The organism is Sphingomonas sp. ERG5, from assembly GCF_000803065.1.
GTDB lineage: Bacteria > Pseudomonadota > Alphaproteobacteria > Sphingomonadales > Sphingomonadaceae > Sphingomonas.
Genome location: NZ_JSXI01000079.1, coordinates 19,948 through 42,113, shown reverse-complemented (window position 1 = coordinate 42,113; position 22,166 = coordinate 19,948). Strand labels below are relative to the sequence as shown.

At 63.4% G+C, this 22,166-nt stretch carries 30 protein-coding genes; 20 read left to right on the top strand and 10 right to left on the bottom strand.

Annotated elements, in window-relative coordinates:
* The first annotated feature begins 162 nt into the window (after window positions 1–162).
* From OO12_RS25285 to OO12_RS25275, 3 genes are read left to right on the top strand one after another with little or no spacing between them, the layout of a single operon-like run.
* The gene (locus tag OO12_RS25285; protein ID WP_160296912.1) at window positions 163–1,110 is read left to right on the top strand and encodes a bile acid:sodium symporter family protein; all 948 of its coding nucleotides are present in this window, start codon (window positions 163–165) and stop codon (window positions 1,108–1,110) included.
* 8 nt (window positions 1,111–1,118) lie between these two features.
* Complete coding sequence (locus OO12_RS25280; protein WP_034161490.1) at window positions 1,119–2,087, top strand: ornithine cyclodeaminase family protein; 969 nt, start codon at window positions 1,119–1,121, stop codon at window positions 2,085–2,087.
* Window positions 2,084–3,751: an AMP-binding protein gene (locus OO12_RS25275; protein ID WP_034161467.1), complete on the top strand. Its 1,668-nt coding sequence runs from the start codon at window positions 2,084–2,086 to the stop codon at window positions 3,749–3,751. Before OO12_RS25280 ends, OO12_RS25275 begins: the two co-directional genes overlap by 4 nt.
* A 435-nt stretch (window positions 3,752–4,186) precedes the next feature.
* Here OO12_RS25275 and OO12_RS25265 read toward each other — a convergent pair whose 3' ends face one another.
* Window positions 4,187–4,804: a DedA family protein gene (locus tag OO12_RS25265; protein WP_034161466.1), complete on the bottom strand. Its 618-nt coding sequence runs from the start codon at window positions 4,802–4,804 to the stop codon at window positions 4,187–4,189.
* Window positions 4,801–4,953: a hypothetical protein gene (locus tag OO12_RS28810; protein ID WP_160296911.1), complete on the bottom strand. Its 153-nt coding sequence runs from the start codon at window positions 4,951–4,953 to the stop codon at window positions 4,801–4,803. Before OO12_RS28810 ends, OO12_RS25265 begins: the two co-directional genes overlap by 4 nt.
* 403 nt (window positions 4,954–5,356) lie before the next feature.
* On the opposite strand from OO12_RS28810, the gene OO12_RS29480 reads away from it, so the two are divergent.
* Window positions 5,357–5,548 (top strand): hypothetical protein, encoded by a 192-nt coding sequence (locus OO12_RS29480; RefSeq protein WP_034161465.1) that lies wholly within the window; start codon window positions 5,357–5,359, stop codon window positions 5,546–5,548.
* Between the two features lie 460 nt (window positions 5,549–6,008).
* On the opposite strand, the gene OO12_RS25250 is transcribed toward OO12_RS29480, so the two are convergent.
* The gene (locus tag OO12_RS25250; RefSeq protein ID WP_052216262.1) at window positions 6,009–6,392 is read right to left on the bottom strand and encodes a YybH family protein; all 384 of its coding nucleotides are present in this window, start codon (window positions 6,390–6,392) and stop codon (window positions 6,009–6,011) included.
* Between the two features lie 171 nt (window positions 6,393–6,563).
* The gene (locus OO12_RS25245; RefSeq protein ID WP_034161463.1) at window positions 6,564–6,755 is read right to left on the bottom strand and encodes a hypothetical protein; all 192 of its coding nucleotides are present in this window, start codon (window positions 6,753–6,755) and stop codon (window positions 6,564–6,566) included.
* 305 nt (window positions 6,756–7,060) lie between these two features.
* Here OO12_RS25245 and OO12_RS27795 point away from each other — a divergent pair, with 305 nt between their 5' ends.
* The 3 genes from OO12_RS27795 (at window position 7,061) to OO12_RS28805 (ending at window position 8,079) form a co-directional block, all read left to right on the top strand.
* Window positions 7,061–7,243 carry a DUF6961 family protein gene (locus OO12_RS27795; RefSeq protein ID WP_152616661.1) on the top strand — a complete coding sequence of 61 codons (183 nt, stop codon included), beginning with the start codon at window positions 7,061–7,063 and terminating at the stop codon, window positions 7,241–7,243.
* Window positions 7,244–7,390: 147 nt separating this feature from the next.
* A complete protein-coding gene (locus OO12_RS25235) occupies window positions 7,391–7,609 on the top strand; it encodes a hypothetical protein (protein WP_034161461.1) in 219 nt (72 codons plus the stop codon).
* 305 nt (window positions 7,610–7,914) lie between these two features.
* Window positions 7,915–8,079, top strand: a complete 165-nt coding sequence (locus OO12_RS28805) for a hypothetical protein (RefSeq protein ID WP_160296910.1) — start codon at window positions 7,915–7,917, stop codon at window positions 8,077–8,079.
* Between the two features lie 191 nt (window positions 8,080–8,270).
* On the opposite strand, the gene OO12_RS25230 is transcribed toward OO12_RS28805, so the two are convergent.
* Window positions 8,271–8,657: a hypothetical protein gene (locus OO12_RS25230; protein ID WP_152616660.1), complete on the bottom strand. Its 387-nt coding sequence runs from the start codon at window positions 8,655–8,657 to the stop codon at window positions 8,271–8,273.
* Between the two features lie 401 nt (window positions 8,658–9,058).
* Window positions 9,059–9,415: a thermonuclease family protein gene (locus OO12_RS25225; protein ID WP_034161488.1), complete on the bottom strand. Its 357-nt coding sequence runs from the start codon at window positions 9,413–9,415 to the stop codon at window positions 9,059–9,061.
* 452 nt (window positions 9,416–9,867) lie between these two features.
* On the opposite strand from OO12_RS25225, the gene OO12_RS25220 reads away from it, so the two are divergent.
* From OO12_RS25220 to OO12_RS25185, 9 genes are all read left to right on the top strand, one after another.
* Window positions 9,868–10,875: an ArdC family protein gene (locus OO12_RS25220; RefSeq protein ID WP_034161459.1), complete on the top strand. Its 1,008-nt coding sequence runs from the start codon at window positions 9,868–9,870 to the stop codon at window positions 10,873–10,875.
* A complete protein-coding gene (locus tag OO12_RS25215) occupies window positions 10,872–11,294 on the top strand; it encodes a DUF2958 domain-containing protein (RefSeq protein ID WP_034161458.1) in 423 nt (140 codons plus the stop codon). The genes OO12_RS25220 and OO12_RS25215 overlap by 4 nt, the downstream gene beginning before the upstream one ends.
* 85 nt (window positions 11,295–11,379) lie before the next feature.
* A complete protein-coding gene (locus OO12_RS25210) occupies window positions 11,380–13,218 on the top strand; it encodes a ParB/RepB/Spo0J family partition protein (protein WP_034161457.1) in 1,839 nt (612 codons plus the stop codon).
* Between the two features lie 175 nt (window positions 13,219–13,393).
* Complete coding sequence (locus OO12_RS25205; protein ID WP_034161456.1) at window positions 13,394–13,738, top strand: hypothetical protein; 345 nt, start codon at window positions 13,394–13,396, stop codon at window positions 13,736–13,738.
* A 251-nt stretch (window positions 13,739–13,989) separates the two neighbouring features.
* Window positions 13,990–14,124, top strand: a complete 135-nt coding sequence (locus tag OO12_RS29345; protein ID WP_268747937.1) for a hypothetical protein — start codon at window positions 13,990–13,992, stop codon at window positions 14,122–14,124.
* Window positions 14,124–14,423 (top strand): hypothetical protein, encoded by a 300-nt coding sequence (locus OO12_RS25200; RefSeq protein ID WP_160296909.1) that lies wholly within the window; start codon window positions 14,124–14,126, stop codon window positions 14,421–14,423. The genes OO12_RS29345 and OO12_RS25200 overlap by 1 nt, the downstream gene beginning before the upstream one ends.
* Before the next feature lie 53 nt (window positions 14,424–14,476).
* Window positions 14,477–14,776 carry a hypothetical protein gene (locus OO12_RS25195; RefSeq protein WP_034161454.1) on the top strand — a complete coding sequence of 100 codons (300 nt, stop codon included), beginning with the start codon at window positions 14,477–14,479 and terminating at the stop codon, window positions 14,774–14,776.
* Between the two features lie 196 nt (window positions 14,777–14,972).
* On the top strand, window positions 14,973–15,176 hold the full coding sequence (locus OO12_RS25190; protein ID WP_034161453.1) for a hypothetical protein: 204 nt from the start codon (window positions 14,973–14,975) through the stop codon (window positions 15,174–15,176).
* Entirely contained in the window at window positions 15,176–15,448 is a 273-nt protein-coding gene (locus tag OO12_RS25185; RefSeq protein WP_034161452.1) for a hypothetical protein, read from the top strand. Before OO12_RS25190 ends, OO12_RS25185 begins: the two co-directional genes overlap by 1 nt.
* 99 nt (window positions 15,449–15,547) lie before the next feature.
* Here the strand turns inward: OO12_RS25185 and OO12_RS25180 are convergent, their stop codons facing one another.
* From OO12_RS25180 to OO12_RS25165, 4 genes are all read right to left on the bottom strand, one after another.
* Window positions 15,548–15,739 (bottom strand): hypothetical protein, encoded by a 192-nt coding sequence (locus tag OO12_RS25180; RefSeq protein WP_034161451.1) that lies wholly within the window; start codon window positions 15,737–15,739, stop codon window positions 15,548–15,550.
* Between the two features lie 133 nt (window positions 15,740–15,872).
* On the bottom strand, window positions 15,873–16,268 hold the full coding sequence (locus OO12_RS25175; RefSeq protein ID WP_034161450.1) for a hypothetical protein: 396 nt from the start codon (window positions 16,266–16,268) through the stop codon (window positions 15,873–15,875).
* Window positions 16,269–16,335: 67 nt separating this feature from the next.
* Window positions 16,336–16,542 carry a hypothetical protein gene (locus OO12_RS25170; RefSeq protein ID WP_034161487.1) on the bottom strand — a complete coding sequence of 69 codons (207 nt, stop codon included), beginning with the start codon at window positions 16,540–16,542 and terminating at the stop codon, window positions 16,336–16,338.
* Window positions 16,543–16,594: 52 nt separating this feature from the next.
* The gene (locus OO12_RS25165; RefSeq protein ID WP_052216260.1) at window positions 16,595–18,157 is read right to left on the bottom strand and encodes an amidohydrolase family protein; all 1,563 of its coding nucleotides are present in this window, start codon (window positions 18,155–18,157) and stop codon (window positions 16,595–16,597) included.
* Between the two features lie 317 nt (window positions 18,158–18,474).
* On the opposite strand from OO12_RS25165, the gene OO12_RS25160 reads away from it, so the two are divergent.
* The 4 genes from OO12_RS25160 (at window position 18,475) to OO12_RS27285 (ending at window position 22,160) form a co-directional block, all read left to right on the top strand.
* Window positions 18,475–19,113: a tetratricopeptide repeat protein gene (locus OO12_RS25160; RefSeq protein WP_034161448.1), complete on the top strand. Its 639-nt coding sequence runs from the start codon at window positions 18,475–18,477 to the stop codon at window positions 19,111–19,113.
* 62 nt (window positions 19,114–19,175) lie between these two features.
* Complete coding sequence (locus tag OO12_RS25155; protein WP_160296908.1) at window positions 19,176–20,267, top strand: hypothetical protein; 1,092 nt, start codon at window positions 19,176–19,178, stop codon at window positions 20,265–20,267.
* An 18-nt stretch (window positions 20,268–20,285) separates the two neighbouring features.
* Complete coding sequence (locus OO12_RS25150; protein ID WP_082006783.1) at window positions 20,286–21,491, top strand: amidohydrolase family protein; 1,206 nt, start codon at window positions 20,286–20,288, stop codon at window positions 21,489–21,491.
* Window positions 21,492–21,497: 6 nt separating this feature from the next.
* The gene (locus OO12_RS27285; RefSeq protein ID WP_052216259.1) at window positions 21,498–22,160 is read left to right on the top strand and encodes a dTMP kinase; all 663 of its coding nucleotides are present in this window, start codon (window positions 21,498–21,500) and stop codon (window positions 22,158–22,160) included.
* Window positions 22,161–22,166: the final 6 nt, after the last annotated feature.

Here is a 22,166-nt window from a genome sequence, read left to right as displayed (position 1 = left end):
GGTTTCCGTTGCGCCTCTATCGGCATTGCTCCCGCAAAATGCGCTGCACGCGCGTGGCTTATCCCCTAGGGTGAGGCCCTCGACGGTCGACAGCTATGTGTTTCTTGCTGCAACGAGCGATGCACGTCTCCGCGTTCGCTCGGGCGCGCTTGAACGATCAATTTGGCGGATGCCCGCAGCGACCGACATGGACGATGTAATGCCTGGGGAGGGTATATGCCGACAGAAGCCGTGGCGTTCGTAAACACCATATTCGTGCCGATTGGCCTGATGCTGATCATGTTCAGCCTGGGTCTGACCCTTGCCTTGAATGATTTCAGGCTGGTGCTGGCCAGGCCCAAGCTGGTGTTCGCCGGGCTGGGTGGTCAGCTCCTGTTGATGCCGCTGCTGGCGCTTGCCCTCGGTGTGGCGTTCCGTTTGCCCCCCGAACTCGCTCTCGGTTTGTTCATTCTGGGCATCTGTCCGGCCGGGACCACGTCGAACGCCCTAACCTTTGTCGGACGTGGCAACGTGGCGCTTGCGGTCGTACTGACTGCTCTATCCAGCTTCATCACCGTCTTCACCATCCCGCTGGCATTGAGTTGGGCGCTGCAGCATTTCACCATTCCCGGGACGCTCCCCAAACTCTCGATTTTGGGCACTGCGACGCAGCTAGTGCGGATCACCATCCTGCCGATCGCGATCGGCATGCTCGTACGGCGCTTCGCCCCCGCGACCACACCCCGGCTCGTGGTCTGGCTGCGGCCGACCTCGCTCATCGTGATGATCGGGGTGATCGCCTTCTCCGTGCTGGTTAGCTTCGATATGGTCATGATGAACCTCGTCCGCGCCGGACCCGCCATCTGGGCGCTCAACGTCGTTGCGACCTTGGCCGGGCTGTTGATCGCCAAGGGAATAGCGGCCGATGCGCGAGATGCGATGACGCTGGCGATAGAGGTGGGCGTGCACAATGTGACGCTCGCGATTTTCATCACGCTGAGCGTCCTCGACAGCCTGCCACTGGCGGTCATGCAGAACATTTACGGGGTGATCATGCTGTTCAACGCTGGACTGCTTATCCGCTGGTGCCAGTCGAAGATCGCGCGCGAAGTTGCGGTGCGGCGGACGTGACTCTCGCCATGATCTCCGCACAAGATGTGGCACGGGACCTCTCCTACGAGGTGTGCATCCCGCTGATGCGCAAAACGATGATCGCCTTGTCCGAAGGGCGCACCCGCCAGCTGCTTCGTGGCATCATCGATCTGCCGGGCGATCGGGCGTTCGGCGTCATGCCGGGGTTGCTCCTGGAGAGCGGGGCGTTCGGGGCCAAGCTCGTCAGCGTCTATCCTGACAACTTCAGTGCCGGTAAACCGTCGCACCAGGGCGTGATCGTGCTGTTCGATCCGGACAGCGGCGCGCCGGTCTGTATCGTCGATGCCGGCGAGGTGACCGCCATCCGCACCGCCGCTGCGTCCGCGGCCGCGACCGATATTCTGGCAACGCCGGACGCCGGCCACCTCGCGGTCCTGGGCTATGGTGAGCAGGCTTGGCGGCATATCGAAGCGATCCGCCATATACGCAGGCTGGAGCGCGTGACGATCTGGGGTCGCTCTCCCCAACGTGCCGACGCGCTTGTCCGACGCGTCCAGGCAACCGGGATCGATGCCACGGCTGCTTCCGACGTAGCGGCTGCCGTCGCCGATGCCGATATCATCTGCACGGTCACTGCCGCGTCCGAGCCTGTCCTGATGGATCGATGGGTTCGTGCCGGCACGCACATCAATGCGGTTGGATCGAGCCGCGCCGGACCGCGCGAGATCGACGACGCGCTCGTTGCGCGATCCCGCTTCTTTGCGGATCACGGCGTCGGCGTCCTGGCTCAGGGTGCCGAATTCCTGCACGCGAAAGAGGCCGGACTGATCGACGATGATCATCTCCTGGGCGAAATCGGAGAGGTGATGACGGGAGCCACCACGGGTCGGGTCACCGATAACGACATTACCCTATACAAGTCGCTCGGCAGCATCGTGCAGGATCTCGCCTGCGCTTGGCATCTGTACAGCCGTCGGAAGACGCCGGACGGCGTCCCGCTGGAGGATTCGAAATGAAGCTCAGCCATGTTCGCGGCAGCACCGACGTGCCGTTGCTGACCAAGACGATCGGGCAGGCGCTCGATCACGCCACTTCGGTTTGGGGTGACGTGCAGGCGGTTCGATCCTGCGAGCAGGATGTCAGCTTGACCTGGGGCGAGTTGGCTGACCGCAGCCGTGCCTTTGCAGCCGGCCTGTTGGACCTTGGCCTTTGCCCGGGCGATCGGATCGGAATCTGGTCGCTCAATTGCGTCGAATGGACGATCACGCAGTTCGCGGCCGCCCGGGCCGGCCTGATCCTTGTGACGATCAATCCGGCCTATCGCCTGTTCGAACTCGATTATGTGCTGCGCGACGTCGGTTGCGCCGCAATCGTGATCGCGCCGCCGTTCAAGACCAGCGACTATCCCACCATGATGGCGACGCTGGTGCCGGAAATTGCCTCTTCCGTGCCCGGTCACCTGTGTTCGAGTGCGCTTCCGGCACTGAAGCTGGTCGTTCAGATCGGCCAGGTGGTGACGCCGGGCATGATGCCGTTCGACGCGGTGCTGGCAAAAGGTGCCGCCGCCGATCCGCGCGAGCTGGAAGCGGCGGAGGCGGACGTCCGACCGGATCATGCGGCCAACATCCAGTTCACCAGCGGGACGACCGGAAGTCCGAAGGGCGTTACGCTCAGCCATTCGAATATCCTGAACAACGGGTATTTCACCGGCCTGCGCGCGGGCCTGCGCCCGGGCGACCGATTGTGTATTCCGGTGCCGCTATACCATTGCTTCGGGATGGTCATGGGCAACCTGGCGTGTGTCACGCACGGCATGACGATGATCTACCCCGGTGTCGGCTTCGATGCCGCAGCGACACTCCGCGCCATCGAGCAGGAACGCTGCACCGCGCTCTATGGCGTGCCGACGATGTTCATCGGCATGCTGGATCATCCGCGATTCGATGACTTCAGCATGGTGTCGCTGCGCGCGGGCATCATGGCGGGATCGCTGTGCCCCCCTGCTGTGATGCGCCGTGTCCACGACAGGATGAACATGCGCGATGTCACGATATGCTACGGCATGACCGAGACGAGCCCGGTGAGCTATCAGAGCGCCATCGGCGACACGATCGAGCGGCGCGTATCGACCGTGGGCCAGGTTCACCCGCACCTCGAGTCCAAGATCGTCGATCCTGACGGCGTGACGGTACCGCGCGGTGCGCCCGGTGAAATTTGCACGCGGGGCTACGCCGTCATGATCGGCTATTGGAACGATCCGCAGCAAACCGCTGCGGTGATGGACCAGGAGGGCTGGATCCGAACCGGCGATCTTGGTGTGCTGGACGAGGATGGTTACTGCACGATCGTCGGACGACTGAAGGATCTCGTCATCCGGGGCGGCGAGAACCTGTATCCGCGGGAAATCGAGGATTTCCTCCACACCCATCCGGCAATCAAGGACGTGCAGGTCTTCGGCGTCAGCGACGACAAGTTCGGCGAAGAACTCTGCGTGTGGATCGCGTTGATGAATGGGGCATCCTTGAGCGAAGGCGATGTCCGCCAGTTCTGCCACGGCCGGATCGCGCACAATAAGATTCCGCGCTACATCCAGTTCGTCGATACCTTTCCGATGACGATCACCGGAAAGGTTCAGAAATTCGTCATGCGGGAAGAAATGGAAACCGCGCTGAAAAAGTGACAGCGGGGAAACGTCTGTCGTTCGGGCCCGGCCACCGAGCGGTGCCAAGTGAGCGTCAAAATTCGGTCCCTACCTTCCAAAGCTCGGGGAACAATACGGTGTCGGGCATGCGGCGCAAATAGGAGGCGCCGCCAGTTCACCGGGTTCCGGTCTTGATGCTGATGATCCGCTCGACGGTCATAGCGTGATTGAATTGCCGTCTGCGGGAATAGTCTTCGAGATCGACCATTTTTCGGCACATTCGCAAAATGCCCAATATTCCTCGGGCCCGCGGCAGATCGCCGCCCAACTCGCCAGCACTTCTGGGCTTTCCAGCCGTGCGCCACGCCATCCATTTCTCGTCGCATCGGCACCGATGTCGAAACCCCTCCGCGCCAGCAGGCCAAGGGTTTCATCGTACAGGCTCGGCGCCGTTCTAAGGCTGGTGCTGCGTGCTCAGCCGAGCACCAGCCTGAAGCGCCGCCAGCAAGCGGGGCCGTAGCGCAGCGCGAGCAGGAACATTGTCTCCAGAACGACGACGATGACAATGATGCGAAAGCCGACCGTGATCGAATCCTGGCTACCGCCGCGCATCAGATAGCCGGTAATGAGAAAGCCCGCGTTCCACAGCATGGCGCCAAGCAACGTGCCGGTCGCGAAGGGCAGGACGGGCAGGCAGAGCGCGCCGGCCGCGATCGGCAGGTAGTTGCGCACCGTCGGGATGAACTGCGCCAGCAATGATGCCCTAAGATGATTGCGGCGATAGGACTGACAGAGCCGGCGATAGGTTGCGTGACGCAGGAAGACATATTTGCCGAAGCGCACGACGAGCGCATCGGCACGGTCGGGTCCGATTCTCCGGCCCGTCGCGTACCAGAACAAGCAGCCGGTCGTGGAGCCGAGCGTGGTCACCAGCAGCAGCACGCCAAGCGTCGCGTCGTCGGGTGCTGCCGTCATCCCGAGGAACAACAGCAGCACATGCGATGGTGGAACCGGCAGAATCTTTTCGGTGACGGCGAGGCAGAAGACGCCGAACAGACCGAAACCGAGGATGGCCGACAGCGGTCCCGTCATGCGAAACGCCAGTCATCGGCGCTGAGCGTCTTGATCGTCGCGACGCGATAGACCGTCGCCAACCTGGTGCTGGACGGCGCGACAGACGCAACGCGCAGCGGCGCAAGGACCCAAGCCAGGAGAAAAGACAAAGCGTCGCTTGCAGGCATACCCAACCTCGATTCTGCTGCGAGCGAAGCACTCGCCGACAGTCACGGAGCTCTGTTTGCTGCGGCTGAATTACATAGACATGGCAAGATTCCGGGCTTCGCAAAAGAAAGCGATGTCCGCCGCCGGGTTTCAACCTCGCGATGCTCGCGCAGTGCCGGCGCTGTATTCTGGCAGCGGGCCTTTATAAGCCATATTTCTGGCGCCCATCTCATTCCATGGTCGAGCGTCTGCGCCGGGCCGGTGCGCAACGCGCATCTCGACGGGGCCGCCGCAAACTCGAAAGCAGCCCTTCGTTCAGGCTGATCGCGAACCTCCGCTAATGGGCGGATTCTGTTGAAAAACTCGGACTTGAAGTGGTGTTAACGGTCTGATTCACTCTTCGCGAGAAGCGGAGGCGGGTCGATGGGCGAGCGGACGGTGGCGCAGGAAGCGTTGTTCTACAGCTTCAACCTGGAGCGGCATGTGCCGGCGGATCATCTTCTGCGTTCGATCGACCGGTTCGTGGACCTGTCGGATATCCGGTCGTCGGTTTCTGGGGCGCGCCTCTTGATGTTCGGGACCCATCGATTGGTCTTCGCCCATGTCGAACCGTAAGGGCGGCCGTAAAGCAGCCGCGCCAATCGAGTCTGATTGCACAGCGTACGGGGCTGAGCTTCAGCCAGTTGCGCACGCCCGGCGATCAGGAAACTTTCCGCGCGCGGATGACACAGAGGGCGCAGGCATATGTCGAGCGCCTGCCGGAGATGGTCGCCTCCTTGCAGCAGCCCTTCAGAGACCATGACCCGGAAGGGCTGATGGCTTCGACCGCATATTATGGCCTGCAGCGCGGCATGCGCGAGGACGGATCGACCTCCTCCAGTACGAGGGGTTGGAACAGTTTCAGGTCGAGCTTCTGCAGGCGATCATGCTGACCGTACCTGTGAAGGAACCGTACCTGTGAAGGAATGGTCAGTGACGCCATCCGGCCCCTGTAAATTATTGGGACACCGATTCACGGTAGGCGCTGTCGCCGTCTGAGCGGCTCGTTCTTACCGCATAAGCAGACGTGCCGATTTTACGCTGAACTCTCAGGCGTAACCGGAAGATCGATCACATATCGCCATGCGCCGTCTGGCGCCCGCCGGGCCACTTTGGATGATGTTCCACCCATCGCAATCGGTTCGCCAGAAGGAGCCTTGCCAACGAAATGCCATGCCGCATGAAGAAGCGCGATATCGCCCTCACGGACGCAGGAAAGCTGCGTTGCCGTCAACTCACCGTCGAGATCCACCAAGGCGCGCATCTGTCCCCTTATGGCGTCCGAGCCCGTGAGGAATTGTCCAGGCGCCGGAGATAAGGTCGCGTCGCTCTCGTATAGCGCGACAAGGCCCTCCACGTCGCCCACCCGAAACAAATCATTGTAGTGATCGTTCAGTTGCTCGGGATGAGTAACCGCCATAGGACCAACTCCATAAGCCAAAAGGAATGAATAGTCTGTTTGAACCCACCACATGGCGAGACGATGACGCGGTTATTCCTGCGCGATCCAGAAGACGTCCGGTTCGACGAGCATTTCCGGAATCGCGGTGCCACCGAAAATCTGGCGTTCCAGACCGTGCTCGAATGACGCTCATTTGATGAGTTCGTCGCGTTTCGCGATCGGAACATTGGCCTCGCAAAAATAGGCGACCGCGTCGGGAGGGTTGGAGGCCGCGATCGTCGCCAGGTCCGACTTGATCTTGGACGCGAACTTCACCTGAAGTGTGCAGTTAAAGCCGACGCGCCGCGATCCCGAGTTTCGTTCATCCCGGATCGCGCGCATCGCGGGCGCGATTGTGCTTTTGGAGGTCTCGAAATCCCGTCCGGCATCATCTCCCGCGCCGACGGGGCCTGTCGCGGGAAGGATAATGCTGTGTAGCTTGGCGCGCGCATCTCGCCGAGATGACACCGGATCATGTTTCCGGGCTGTGCTTTGTTCATAAGCGGATCCGGCGCGTTCGATTCAGTGCGCTAAAGTCGGATTCCCTTCTCAGGAGCCACCAATCGCCTTCAAATGCGGTAGCATCCTATGCCATAGCCTCTCGTCCCAAACGACTTGGGATTAGAACAATAGCGGAGCATATACCCTTGACGCCAGACCGGGAACGTTGGGCCGAAGCGCTGGCCGTCGAGCGGCAGCACGGCGATCGTGCGCCAGCTTTCATTGCCGAGCGGATCGCCGCGCTCGCCTTGGCTGGCGATATCGCTGGAGTTGCGCGATGGAAGGACATCGCGGCGAGGATCGACCAATTGCGAGGCGCTGATGTGTAACCTCTATAATCTGCGCACCGCGTGCGAAGAATGCCGAATATTTCAAGGTGGCCGGGGACTGGCACAAACAACTCTCCGTCGAGAAGGATTATGCCACGCTGGGGAAGCGGGGTGAGCGAGCCAAGAGCCAGGCCGCCTGGACCACGCATGGGCGCGCGAGTCCGGATCAAGTCCCAGCATCAACGCGATGTTGAAGCACTGTTCAATGAAGCGATGATCGCGCCCATCTATAAGGAGGTGCGAGAGGACGGGGACGTCTCCTATTGGTTCGGCAAGGAGCAGATGCCGGCACTTATTGAATGCCGCGTTCTGGAACGGATTTTGGTGGACCACTGGGTTCACTATGCGGTGTTGGGTTCGCCGTAATGCGCCGGCGACGATCCTAACCCAGGATAATGCGGAACCAAATTTAGTCGTTATGGTTTCGACTCGCTGAAGCGGGAGGCTTGTCGGAGGTCGAGATGTCACCACGGGATGACAGGACATATTTTGCCAGGCGCGCGGAAAAAGAACACCAGATGGCTGAGCGATGCTCAGACCCGGCGATTGCGATCACCCACCGACGATTGGCGTGGGAATATGAACGCCGCGTGCAAAACGGAAATACATTGCAAGACTCGAATGGCTAGTGATCTGGTCAGCACTGACCATGCTCTGCACGGAGGTCAGCAATGCGCGCGGCTATCGGTTATCTGGTATTGACGGTTGTTCTGGGAGCGCTGTTTATTTCAGCGTTCTTCGTCATTCGAGCACAGACGCCGAGCGGGAACCGCCCGTTTCACTATAGGTTTGGCGACGACGACGACGACGACGACGACGACGATCGCGAGAGTTAGCAAGCCAGCTTACTCTTTCGGCAGGCGGAGCAGAGCAATGTCCGGCCAATCGACACCCTATGCCACGTGACCTCGATTCGGCCCCGGAAAGATGCACAGAATCGGCGCGGCTCGCACGTCCTCAGCCGCTCAGTACATCCACCGCAATCCGCCGCCAGGGCGACTGTCACCAAATAACCGATCGACAGGACTCAGCGGCTCGAGGCCGGCTTGGGAGCGCCTGACACTTTCGCGTCCCGCAATTTCTTCAACACATTCTTTGCATCAGGTGGCGCAACCTGCATGAAAAGCGTGAAAAGCGCCTCGTCGCCCAGTTCGTCAATCGCAACGCTTGCGAGAATGGCGACGGGCTGGCGCAGTCGCACACCCGCTTGCGCTTCCAGCACGAGCGTCCGCACCAGCATGCCGGGCGGCGGCGAGCCGATGTCTTCATTGAATTCCATGGCCACCGCATTGCGAATGCGAATACGGCGGTCGGGATTATTCTCGAACCAGGCCGCGTCGCCCAGTGTTGCGAGTTCGATCACCCGTTCGTGGATTGCTCTTACCTCAGCCATATCGAATTCCTGAACGGGCACTCTCTTCAAAAGGCGCAATGATCGACATAGACGCCATCGTTCCGCTCGCGCTTATCTGACCGGACCTATTGGACATCGGGTGGGGGACTGACAAGGTCATGTGGAAGACGCGGCGCACGGGCGCATCGGTGCTGCGCTCGCGCCGCCCTTCGGACGGTGCGAGGCATCGCCCGGCGGGGGCGATGGCTGCGGAGCGCGGGCAGGATGAGCGCGCACTGGCGGTGAGTACCGCCAGAGGTCGCGCGTTGTTCTTGGCCCGCGCATGCCCGCTTGGCTCGGAGCCGGGGGCACGGCGGCGGCTGGCCCACAGGCCCGCGCGCACGCCGCCGCGCCGGCGGCTTTCGCCAAGGGTGCGTAATCTTGTTGGGCGCCTGCGGCGCCCGTGGGTTGAATTGGAGCGCCTATCGGATCCGGTCGCAGGTGCGGCCGATCCGCAGGCCATTGTCCCAGTCGCGCCGGTAGATCGCCTGTCCGGCCTTGAGTTGTGCGCAGGACAGGTCGAGCCCGCCGGCATAGACCACCGCGATGGTCCGGCCGTAGCGATCCGTGCCGACCCGATCGATCCGGACCGGGCCGCGGCTGGCGAGCCGGCGCAGATTGTCGCGGCTGGCGATCGGGTCTCCTGGCGCGCAGTGCCGTCCGGGCTGGCAGCGGCCCATCTCGGGTGCGTCGATACCGAGCAGGCGGATGCGTTCGGGGCCGCAGCGCAGGCTGTCGCCGTCGGTGGCGACACAGCCGGTAATGGCGACGGCGGTCATAATGGCGAGAATCATTTCGGTCAGATCGGATATTTTGTTTGGCTTGACCAGCGGGGCGATCACTGGAGCGAGCGTGATCCGGGCCGATTTGACTGACGCCGAGGGCATGACGCCTCGCGCCGTCGGGCGCGACCGGGCTCTGCGGCCCGCGTCGTCGGGCCGCTTCACGTCCCGGCCTGTCGGTAACGATCCCTGGCGCTGAGTGCGCCGGACGCCGCGCCTTGGGCGCGGCGGCGTTTCTGCGGGGCCTTCCCGCCGTCGCGGTGATGGGCGGCGCGTCCTTCTGGGCGCGGCCCGGCGTCCCGCAAGCCGGCTGCGCCGGCTCCTCCATTGCATTGCGGTCCTGCGGATGCGGGCCGCCTCCTGGCCGCGCCCGGCAGGTCGCAAGTCGCCGCCCACCCCCACTCCGGGGGAAGCCCGTATGGGTTTTTGGGTCGGGCAGGAGGATCGCCATGCGCCAGACCGGCAGCCGCCGCGCGCGTCGTGAGGAGGGAGGGGAAAGCTCCGCCCAGCGCGCCACTCTCTACGATGACGTGACCAGCCGCATCATTTGCGAACTGGAGGCGGGCCGCGTGCCCTGGGTCCAGCCTTGGGGCAGCGTCGGCACCGCCGCGCCGGGTTTGCCGCGAAACGCACTTACCGGCCGCACCTATAGCGGCGTCAACATCCTCATCCTGTGGGGCGCGGTGATCGAATGTGGCTGGCCGTCACAATCATGGCTGACCTTTCGGCAGGCATTGGACGCGGGCGGCAGTGTCCGCAAGGGCGAGCGCGGCGTGACCGTGGTCTATGCCGACCGCTTCACACCCAATGCCGGGAAGGAGCGCGCTCATGCGACGGGCGAGGGCGAAGGGGAACGGGGATCGCGCCGGGGAAGCGATACCCCCCGAGCCAAGGCCATCGCCTTTCTCAAGCGGTTTACCGTGTTCAATGTCGCGCAGTGCGACGGATTGCGCCCCGGCCTTGCGGCCGATCCCGCGCCGCTTGCCGAGCGCGAGGTCGTGTCTGTCGCGGAAAATGTGATTGCCGCGTCGGGCGTGGATTTCCGGATCGGCGGCGATGAGGCCTTTTACGTGCCGTCGCTCGACTATGTGCAGGTGCCGCCGCAACCGGCCTTTTTCGCGCAGATCGATTATTACAGGACCTGCCTTCACGAACTGACCCACGCGACCGGGCATGTGTCGCGGCTCGACCGCAAGCTGATGAACGGTGTCGGCGGCAAACATTATGCCCGCGAAGAGCTGGTCGCCGAGATGGGCAGCGCCTTTCTGTGCGCAGCGCTCGGCATCGTGCCGACCGTCCGCCATGCCGATTATCTCGGCCACTGGCTCGACCTGTTGCGCGAAGACAGTCGCGCCATCTTCCGGGCCGCCAGTCAGGCGAGCAAGGCCGCCGACTGGCTGTTGGTCCGCCATGACGCGGCGAAGACCAGCGAGTACGAACAGGGGAGGGTGGCATGATCCTGCTCACCCCCGAATTGCGCGCCGCGTTGCGCGCGAATGACGTCGCGCGCTGCATCGCCGTGCGCGACAGGCGGCGCGAACCCGACCCGTTGCCGCTGGTCAAATTCTTCAATCCGATGGGTGCGGCGACATGGATCGCGACCGAGCTTTACGATGACGACGATACGCTGTTCGGACTGGCCGACCTTGGCTTCGGATGTCCGGAACTCGGGTCCTTCTCGCTCCGCGAAATCGCCTGCGTGCGCTTGTCCTTCGGCCTGTTCATCGAACGCGACGAGCATTTCATAGCGATGTGCCCGCTGTCGGTCTGGGCCGATGTCGCGCGGCGGACAGGCTCGATCATCAGCGCCGAAGCCGAACTTCGTCGCAGGCCCGAGCCCCCATCCGGCAACGAACTTCCGCCCGCAGGCGGATGACGCGCGGCGCGTTTTCGCCGCCCCCAAACCGGCCCCGCCAAGTGTCCAACGATGGACGGGGCCGGCACTCACAAGGAGTATCCCCATGAAACTCGATTTTATCCCGCTCGACAAGCTTTGCGTGAGCCGCGCCAATATGCGTTCTGCCAAGAAGCCGCCTGATGTGTCGGACCTTCTTCCCAGTGTCCGCAAACGTGGCGTCCTCCAGCCGGTGATCGTTCGGCCGAACTGTGCGCCGGACAGCTTCGAGATCGTCGCCGGGTGGCGGCGCTTCACCGCGGCGATGATCGTTGCCGAGGAGCGCCGCGCGGCGGGCGATGAGTCGGAGCCGATGCCCTGCGCGATCCTCGACACGATCGATGATGCCGATGCAATCGAAGCGTCGCTGATCGAGAATATTGCGCGGCTCGATCCCGACGAGGTCACACAATGGGAAACCTTCACCCGGCTGGTGCGGGAAGGGCGCAAGGTCGAGGACATCGCCGCGACTTTCGCCTTGCCCGATCTGACCGTCAAACGCGTCCTCGCGCTCGGCAATCTGCTGCCGCGCATCCGTGCGATGTATGCGAAGGAAGAGATCGACCGCGCGACGGTCCGTCACCTGACGTTGGCGAGCAAGAGCCAGCAAAAAACATGGCTCGCGCTGGCCGATGACGACACCGCCTCTTGTCCGACCGGTCACCAGTTAAAGGCATGGCTGTTTGGCGGACAGTCGATCCCGGTCCGGCATGCGCTGTTCGATGTCGCGGCCAGCGGCCTTGTCACCATCGCCGATCTGTTCGGCGAGGATCGCTATTTCGCCGACGCCGATGCGTTCTGGACCGCGCAGCATGATGCGATCGAGGCGCGCCGGATCCAATATCTCGAAGCGGGCTGGCCCGACGCGGTGATCGTGCCACCGTCCGGGCAGTTCCACGCATGGGACTATGAGAAGGCGGGCAAGCGCAAGGGCGGGCGCGTCTATATCGATGTCCGATCGAGTGGCGAGGTGAGCTTCCACGAGGGCTATATCGGCAGGCGGGAGGTCGAACGCGCCGCGCGGCGTACCGGCGTGACGGGCGAGACGCCGAAGCGTCCCGAGGTCACCTCGGCGATGCAGACCTATATCGACCTGCACCGTCACGCCGCCGTCCGCGCCGCACTGACCGGCCATCCCGGCGTCGCGCTGCGCCTGACGGTCGCCCATCTGATCGTCGGTTCGCCGCTGTGGACGGTGCGGCGCGAACCACAGGCGTCGTGTGACGATGCGACGCGCGACAGCGTCGCGACCGGCCTTGGCGAAGTGCGGTTCGACGAACGCCGCCGTGCGGTGCTGGCGCTGCTCGATCTGGACCCCGAGCGCGCCACGGTGACCGGCGGCGATCGCGACGACACCATGCTGGTCCGCCTGCTTCTGCGCCTGCTCGACTTGCCCGATACTGGCGTGATGGACGTGATCGCGGTCGCGATGGGCGAGACGCTGGCCTCGGGCAGTGCGGCGGTCGAGGCGGTCGGGCAGACGCTCGGGCTCGACATGGCACGCTGGTGGCAGGCTGATCCCGCCTTCTTCGACCTCATCCGCGACAAGGAGGTGCTGTCGGCGATGGTGGCCGAGGTCGCGGGCGAGACGGTCGCACAGGCCAATCTGGGCGAGAAGGGCAAGACCCTGAAACGGATCGTCACCGACCATCTCGATGGGGCGGGCGGCCGGGCGAAAGTCGAGCGCTGGGTCCCGAAATGGATGGCGTTCCCGCCCGCCACCTATACCGCGCGCGGCGGCGTCGGCACCGTGGCGGCAAGCGCCCGGCTTGCCGCCGCCCGACATGATGACGATCCCGATCCGACCGCGCCGGAGGGCGCGGCGCTGCCGCCGGACCCGGATGAGGGCGGAGAGGAGCATGGCAGTAACGACAATTTCGACAGCCCCGAGGCGCTCGCCGCCTGAGGCGATGGGGCACGCGCGGGGGATCATCCCCCGCGCGGTACCGCGACACGGCTGGCCCCGGTTCGGACCCTTGAAATCCCGCCGCGCGCCCGCGCCCCTGACGGGGCGCGGGCGCGCGGAATTTTTTGCCATGACAGGCGTGGCGTCGCCGCGCCGGTCGCGCTAGCGGTGGCCAATGGACAAGGGGGATTCGCCGCCGTCGGCACTCGATAACCAGACCTGGTTGATCGATGCCGGTCACGACATCATCGAGAAGAAGCGCGCCCATGGGGTCGATGCGCTGGTCCCGCGCGACCGGCTGATCCACGGCTTCCGGGTCGCCGACTATAGCATGCGCAATGCCGGCGATCTGGCGACCGCGCGCGACCTCGATCCGCGTTATCTCGCCGACGCCCGTGCGGCAGCGATGGTGCTGGGCCTGCCCCGCGCGATCGCCGCGTTCGGCTTGAGCGAAGGCGAACTCGAACGCCGCTTCTTCGACTTGTTCGATGGGATCTGCGACGAATTGCGCGGACGCTGAGCGCCGTGCGGGCCGCTTGTTCTACTGACGTCAGGCCATCATGGCATCTCATGCGGGCTTGTTCCGGCAAATTGGGGCAGTCAATTCCGCCGGCCCGTTTTTGATCGCGGTTGGCAAATTTCAATCTGCGATCGTTGCCACCGACGAGAAAACCACCGGTCCAAAACACAGAAACAAGATTGCGTTTGTGTGTCGAAGCCGAAAACTAGGCCAGGCGACGAGGCAAGACTATTTGAAGGCGATCAGTATCCATGTCTGACGACAAAACCCAACTCGACAAGTTCAGGGAAGCCGCGCGCGACCTCGAAACGGACGACGACGAAGCCCGCTTCGATGACAGGCTGCGTAAGATCGTGAAGCACAAGCCGGTCGAGAAGCCGGAATGATGCTTGCATTGCTTCTCGCCGCGATTTCTCCGGCTATGGGCCAAGACGACGCGGCTGATGCGATGCACACTCGCATCGAAGCGGCGCCGCTGGATGTCGCGACGTTTATTGAACGTCGTGCCACTTGCGGGGACATTCAGCGCGATCCCAACCGCGATCCTGCTTTAGCCATGAAGTTGAAAACGCAATTGCGATGCGACACGGTCACTCAGGACGGTAAGGCGATCTACGAAGTGTATCGCGCAAAGCCAGTGATCTTTCAGTTACTCAAAGACACGGAAAACATGCCCGGCTGGTGATCGGGTTTGTGAACTACGTAATCACCAAGGTATAAGCCGCTGGAGAAGCCGGAATGAGCATCGCTGTACGCGCCATCCTCGCGGCCTCGCTTTTCAGCCTGACTGCGGCGAGCGCCCGCCAGATTGATACACTGTACATGTTTTCCGGCACTGGTGGCGCGATGGCATACTCCATCGATCAAACCGGCGCGAACCTACCTCAGCGGTACGCCCCGTGGAAGTTCGTCAAAGCCGTCGCCACCAGCGGATGGACGTTCAAGGGAGGTGCCGACAAAAGGTCGCTCCGTGAGGTGAAAAAGCACGGATACTCAGTCAGCATAATCGAGGTCACGATAGGCCCCGAACGCGACTAGGTTTGTAAACCGCATAATCGTCAAAAAATTCGGCCGGGGCGTCCTCGCGCGCTGACGCGCTGCTCGGACGCGCGGCCGCCAGTACCAAGGCCGAAGTGTGGGGCCGGACAAGATCTCTTGCTATGTGTTCCTGCTTTGTTCTACACTTCCCATCCGCCGGTCAAAACGGCGATTCGAGCCATAAGGGAGAAGAATCGTGCAGCACGATCCGCTGCTGCGCGCGTCGGCGCGTGCGATCTACGATGCCTGTTATCCGAGCGAGGATTGGGCGCCGACCGGCTTCGACGAAGCCGAACGCGTCGGGACGGTCCATTATCGCCAGGCGGTCGATGCGGCGCGTCGCGCGCGGGGCATCTATGCCGCGAGCGGCGAACAGCTCCCGCTCTTCGAGCTCGCCTGATGTTCGGCGTGGAGCGTCCGCATTGGCATCCGTTGCCGGCCGTCGCTCAGGCGATCGCCACGGGCGAGCCCTGGTTGCTCGCCTGGGCCCTGCAGTCGGCGATACCGTACCGCCTGTTGGCGCAAAAAAGCGGGATCAGCGATGCACGCCTCGACGAACTCTATCGGGGCGCGCCTGTGTCGCGCGCTGAGCTCGCGGCACTGGCGGCCACATGGAAGATCGAGGTCGAGCAGGTCATGCTGACCCTGCCGGCGGGAGCGCTCGCCGAGTGACAAGGCCGAGCGACGCGCGCGCGCCGGGAAATGGCCGAGCGACGCGCGCGCGCCGGGAAATGGCCTGGGCCGACGCTCCGCGCCGGCCCATGACGGCGCTCAGAGTGGTTTGGCGCCGGGCGTGCCGCATTTGGCGAACTTGCCGTTGGCGGTCTTGCAGCGCACGACCTTTTTCGGGGTGGGCGCGCATTTGATGAACTTGCCATGGGCGTCACGGCAGCGCGTGCCGGCGGCGGTCACCGGGCTGGCGAGCATCGTGATAGCAGCCAAAGCGAGAGCGAAACGATACATGGGCAACTCCTCTTCAATGAGGACCGCGAGATTGCCTGCGGATCGACGCGACGGCAAGAGCGCGGGACGTCCCTCGGAGCGTCGGCCGAGCCGGATGACGGAGGTCATCGTCCTTCATCCAATGTCAGGAAAATCAGCGTCTGATAGACCCATGCGTCGCAAACCCAATATTTCCCTCGTCCGCCGGTCGGCGCGAAAGCCGACCCTGATGCGGCGCTATGGCCCGGTGACCGCGATCGGCCTTCTGGCGGGGGCGGCCCTCGGGTTGGGGCTGGCCGAGATGCCGGATACCCAGGTCTTGGCCGTCACATCGAGCGAGGATGTCGGCTGCACCGATCCGCGCGTCGTCGATGGCGACACGCTGCGCTGCGGAGCCACGCGAATTCGTCTGCAGGGCTTCGATGCGCCTGAGCTGCCCGACCTTTGCGCGCGGGGCCGCGATTGCAAGCCGCGCGATCCATTCGCCAGCACCGACAATCTCCGAGCGCTGTTCGGTGCGGGGCAGGGATTTGTCCTGCGCGCCGATCAAGGGCGGCTTCGCGGTACGCCGCTACGCGCCGATATCCGGCCGGTAATGATCGGGCGGGAGACCCGCTTTACTGCGATCGGCGCGTCGCCAGCTTCTTGTGATCACAAAGCGCGCAGGTATCGGAACACCGCTCGAACCGGCTGGTGCCGGCGAGTGCATTCGTGGCGATCCTCACCTTCTGTAGGTCGGCAAGCTGCAGACGCTCGGCAATGCAGTCGTCGCACACAGGGTCGGGGGCTAGCCGCTCGATCAGCTTGAGGATGTCGTTGATCATTTTCCAGGCGATGCGCGTGGCATGCGTCGCGGACAAGTCGCGCCGTGGTCCGCTAGAGCGCGTTGCGTAAATAGTCGGGAATGTTTGTGTTGGCCTTCAGCGCAGGTACGAAATCGGGGTCATCGACCGCCGTGATGGGTGCCATCGGCAAGGGCCGGAGCGTCGGCGCGGCTGCCAGGGCCATGGTCTGGAAATGTCTGAAGTCGCCGGGAGTCTCGTCGAGTTCGAAATCGATGCTGATCGCCTCCCGCTCGATCAGGTCGAAGGCGCGCGTGCCGGGAGCGGGCGCCTTGGCGGCGAGATCGGGTAAACGCGCCAGGCCGTCGGTCAACTTGGCGATCGCAGTGGCGAGCGACAGGCCAGCAAGCGGGTCGCTGCCCTGTTCGGTCAGGTCGAGACTATAGTCCTTACCGCCGATGACGATCCGTTCTTGCCGTGTCGCGTCGAAGTCGAGGAACCCCATCCGACCGTGCCGTGGTCGCCCGTCGATCACCACCGCCAGCACGTCGTCTTCCTTGGCGCGGATCAACTGGTCGTATTCGTCGTCGACGGCGCCCTCGAGGACCAGCAGGTCCGCCTTCTTGCCGCGGACCAAGCTGCCCAATTGGTTGTCCCAGCCAAGCATTGCGGCCGGCGTAGAGGTTACCATGCGCGCGAGTTCAACATTGCTGAACAGGCCGCCGGCATGATCGCTCACGATCCGGGCGATCTTGAGTTCGCCGAATAGGTTCTTGCTTCCGCTCGGCGACCAGTCAGATCCGAGCGCGATCTTCATGCCCGCCTTACGGGCTGCGGCGACGTCGGCAGTCGCGCCATAAAGCAGGAGATTGGAGAGCGGCGACCAGACCATGCCCGCGGCAGCGGCGACGCGCTGGAAATCGATTGTTTGTAGTGCGATACAGTGAATGGTGATGAGGTCGCCGTCGATTGCCCAACTGCCGGGCACGTACTCAAGATCGAGATAACGCTGTCGGGCGTCGGCGTCGGTTCCCTCGCTGAGATGGTAGAAGAAGGGGCGATCCTTCTTGAGCGCGGGTACCAGTTCCGATGCAATTTCCGCGGGCCGGTAGTCGAGCGTCTGGCCGCCCGCCGCCGGGAAGATCGGATCGAGCGGCGCCTCGACATTGCGCGTCAGACCCTGATACCATTTCTTGCCGCCGGTCCCGCTCGAACTCAGGCCCTGGGTCGTCGTCGTCCCGCCGAGCAGCGAGCGGCACTCAACGAAGCGCGCGATGCTGCGCGCATAATCGGGATCCGTGTTCGACCCGATAATCCGTGCAGGGATGGCGATGCTTGTCTGATAGTCTGGTTCATGTTCGCGCCATTGGTTCCGGTTGGTGTAGCGCTTGGGCACCGTCCATAGCGGCAGGAAGTTGTAGCTCAGATGGTTGTGGAGCTCGATCAGTCCAGGATAGATCGTGCCCTTGGTCTCGATCGGCGTCACGTTGGAAAAGTCGTCGGGCAGATGCGCCGGATCGGCCACCACCGCCGCGATCCGGTCGCGCTCGATGCAAAGCGCGCCTCGTGGATGAACCGTGCCCGCCGCATCCATCGTGACGATCCGGCCGATCAGCACATACCGGTCGACACCGGCTGCCGTGGCAAACATTCCCATCACGCACCTCCATTTTTCAGAGCGCGTAAGTCAACACTAATTTCGTGTGGCGAGCAATTTACTTTCCGGCGACTTTGGGGTGACGCCGCTTTCCGCACGATGAAAGAGCATTCGTGCGCGATTGCAGGCGAGGTTCGGGAAGATTGAGGAGCTCTCCAATGAACCATTCATTTCGGACATATATCTCGGCGTAAGAGGATGAGAATTAGTTTAAGGGGTATTTCGGTTTGACGAATCTATTCGATTCGCCGCTCTCAGTTGTGCCGTTCTGTGCGCTCAGTGTCTGAGCATCATTCTGGCTGGTCAGGGAGGTGTCGATGCAGAAGAATCCGGGTAGTTTCCCTTTCCAGAAGAGTGTCGATCGTGGTCGCCAGATCGTTGACATCGTGACCTCTCTCGTCGCGACGGTCGAGCGGGGCGGTGCCGGCGCGGCGCCTCTTGTCGCTGCCGGCAAGATCCATGAGGTTGGACGTGAGTTCGCGACAGCGCTCGCGGCTTATGAAGCGGCCGGGGATGCGGCAGAGGCGGTCGTTCGGATCGCGATCGTTCAGTTGAAGATCGGCGAGCCCGTCAAGGCACTTGCGATCATCAAGGCGTTCGTTGGCAAGAATCCAGACTTCCGTTTCAAGGACATCAGCGGGAGGCCGCTCTCCGGGTTGACCGTGCTCGGCGACGCTTATCGCGCCAATGGCGACCTGACGGCGGCGCAGCAGGCCTATGCACAAGCGCTCAAGCTCGAACCGCGCGACGGTCAGTCAGCAGGGCAGCTGGCGCGGATGCACATCTCGAATAACGAGGCCGCCGCAGCGATCGAACTGAGCAGCCGCTTCCTCGACAGGGACGAGATGGCGGCGCTGGAGTCCACGACGCGGCTCTTGGCCAACGATCCCAACCGGCTTCCCGCGCTCGGGGGTCTCGTCAACAGCTTCGCCGCCAAGATTTCAGACGTTCGCTGAGCGGCGTGGGTCCGATGGATGTGGACGCATTCCTCCGCTTCCACCATTCTTCGCGGCAGGCATTGATCGAGGCGATACTAGAGCAGGTCCATCGCGGCCCGGATGACGTGCTGGTGCTCGCGGGGTCGCTCTGCGAGGAGCTCGGCAACCATCGCTCCGATGTCGATATCTACCGAATCTCGGCCGATCGGTTCGCCCTCCAGGGCGGGGATCCGGTGGAAATCTTGGATCTGGGATCCTTCGCCGCCGACGTCGAAACCATTTGCGGGGCGGATCTGGACGAACTGCTCGCCAGGCTGGGCGCGGTCGATAGCGACGGCGAGCGCGATCCGCGCCAGGCGGTCGCCGACTTTTCCGACGCCGAGGTAAAGCTGCTGCACCAGCTCCGCATCGCACAGCCGATCACCGGCACCGGCGCATGGCAGCGTCTCGTGGGCGCGATTGACCGGCGCAAGCTGGGGCGGGTGTTGCTCGATCGTGCTGTTGCCTGGATGGGGGCGCTGCATATCGACATCCTCGGCTTCATTGAAAGCGGCGACGACGACAGTGCGCGCCCGTTGCTGCGCGCCTTTCGGTGGCGACTTGCAGCGGCCTTGCTCGCGGGGCTCGGCGAAACCAATCCGGCCGAGAAATGGCAGACGCGTCAACTCGCGGCGCTCCGGACGGTCCGCGCCGGTACGTGTCTGCCCGGCGGCCTTGATCTGGACCGGATCTACGACGCGTGGCTCGCACTTGACCGCCGCATCGGCGATAGCGCCGCCGAAACCGCCTTTCGCGCGTTGCTCGGCTTGCGCTTCTCGATCGTGCCCTGGGCGCAGCATCGTTTCCTGGCCGGCTATCCGCTGGACAGCGAGAACAATATTTTCCCCGAGGTGCGCCGGGACGGGGCAGGGGGCGGCAGTGTCCTGCCCGCGTTGCGGCTCGACAGCCAGATCCAGCGCGACGCCCGCGGCATCTGGCTCTCGCGTGTGGCGAGCCCGGAGGTCATCTATATTAATCCGCTGGCGCATGAAGTGCTGCTGCACTTCGACGGTACCGCTACCGCAGGCGAGGCAGCGCAGCGGCTGGCCCAGATCAGCCCCGCGACCAGCGCCGAGATCGCAACAGCCATCGACGATGTCCACGCCATGCTCGGCGACAGGGCATTCATCTGACGCAAGGGGAGCCCGAACATGCAGAACACGGCACATTCCGGAACGGGGCCGATGGCGATCATTTCGTCCGATTCGCACATCATTGAGCCGCCAGACCTCTGGACCAGCCGGATCGACCGGGAATATCGCGATCGTGCGCCACAGGTCGCCCGCATCGACGGCAACGACTTTTGGATGTTCGATGGCCAGCGCATCGGCTCGGTCAGCGGGCGGCGGCGGCGCTCCGGCAGCGTCGCGACCAAGCCCGACGTCGTGGCGGCCCGAGGCGCGGTCCTCACCCATTCGACGTTCGAGGATGTCGATCCTGCGGCCTATACGCCGTCGCTCTATCTCGCGGCGAACCGCATCGACGGCGTGGTGGGCGCGGTCATCCGGCCAACCCAGGGGATCACTAATTATTGCATTGCGGAGCCCGACATTTTTGGTGCGATCTGCCGCGCCTACAACGACTGGATCGCCGATTTCTGCGCTGAGGACCGCGATGCGCTGAAGCCGGTCGCCATGCTGAATAATTACGATCCCGACGACGCCGTGCGCGAGATCGAGCGTACCGCTCGCCTCGGCTTTTCCGGGGGCATGATCAGCTGCTATCCGGGCGCGGAGCGCAACTACGGGCACCCCGATTATGAGCGTTTATGGGCCGCCGCTGCGGCGCATCGTTTTCCCCTCTCGCTGCATGTCCTGACCAATTACAACGGCCCGTACGGCGTCAACTTCGCCAAGGTGAACTACAGCTTGAGGGTCAACGCGGACTATTGGGTGCGGATGTCGCTCGCCGACCTGATCTTCGCTGGCGTGTTCGAGCGGCACCCCGAATTGGTCGTCGAAACGAGCGAGCATGAAGGGGGCTGGATTCCCTATTTCCAGTGGCAGATGGACTGGACCTGGAACCAGCGCATTCGCAAGCGCGCGCAGGCGAGCGCAACGCCGCGGCCGCCGAGCGACTATTTCCGACGCAACGTCTATGTCTCGATCATCTACGATCCGTTCGCGGTCGCGGCGCGCCACCAGATCGGCATCGACCGTTTGATGTGGGGGTCGGACTTTCCGCACGAGCAATCGACCCAGCCCAACTCAATCCCCTTCCTGGCCGACCTGCTGGCGGAGGTCCCGGAAGACGAGGCGCACGCCATCGTCTTCGGCAATGCCGCCAGATTGTTCGGATTCGACGCAGACGCCCTGCTCAAGCAGGCGGGACCGGTACCGCTGGCTGTGGCGAGCTAGGCCTCGATGTTCGTCAACATTCTGGGTGGAGACGGCTGCGGCAAATCGACACAGATCGACCGGCTCCTCGCCTGGGCCCGCGACGAAAGGGGCATTCCGGCACGCAGCATGGCGAAGCGGGACATCTTCGATGCCGAGCGGGTCCCCGAATGCGCCTTTTTCGGCGTGCCGTACGAGAACCTGGCCCATGAGTTCCTGCCGCAGATGCGCGACGAGAGCCGTGCGCTCTGGCTGATCTATATGAACGCGGTGCTGATCCGCGCACTCCCGCCGCGGTCAGGGGAACTGCTGCTACACGATGGCTATTGGCAGAAACATTACGCGACCGAGGCCGCGATGGGCCTCGACCCGGCCTGGCTCGGCGCCGTCTGCAGTTTTTTCCCGGAACCCGACCTGACCCTGGTTCTCGACATGGATCCGCGCGCCATCGTCGCGCGCGGGCATGTCCACAGGCCCTATGAATCCGGGTGCGACTGGAGTTGCAGCGATGGGGCCTTCATCAGCCATCAGGATAAGGTGAGGATGCATCTCCGTACGCTGGCCGACGCGCGGGGGTACGACATCATCGACGCTGACAGATCGGCCGATATGGTTTTCCTCGATATCCGACAGCGGCTTGAGCCTCTACTGCATCGCGTGGACACCGAGGCATCGGGGCTTGATCATTAGGGGAAT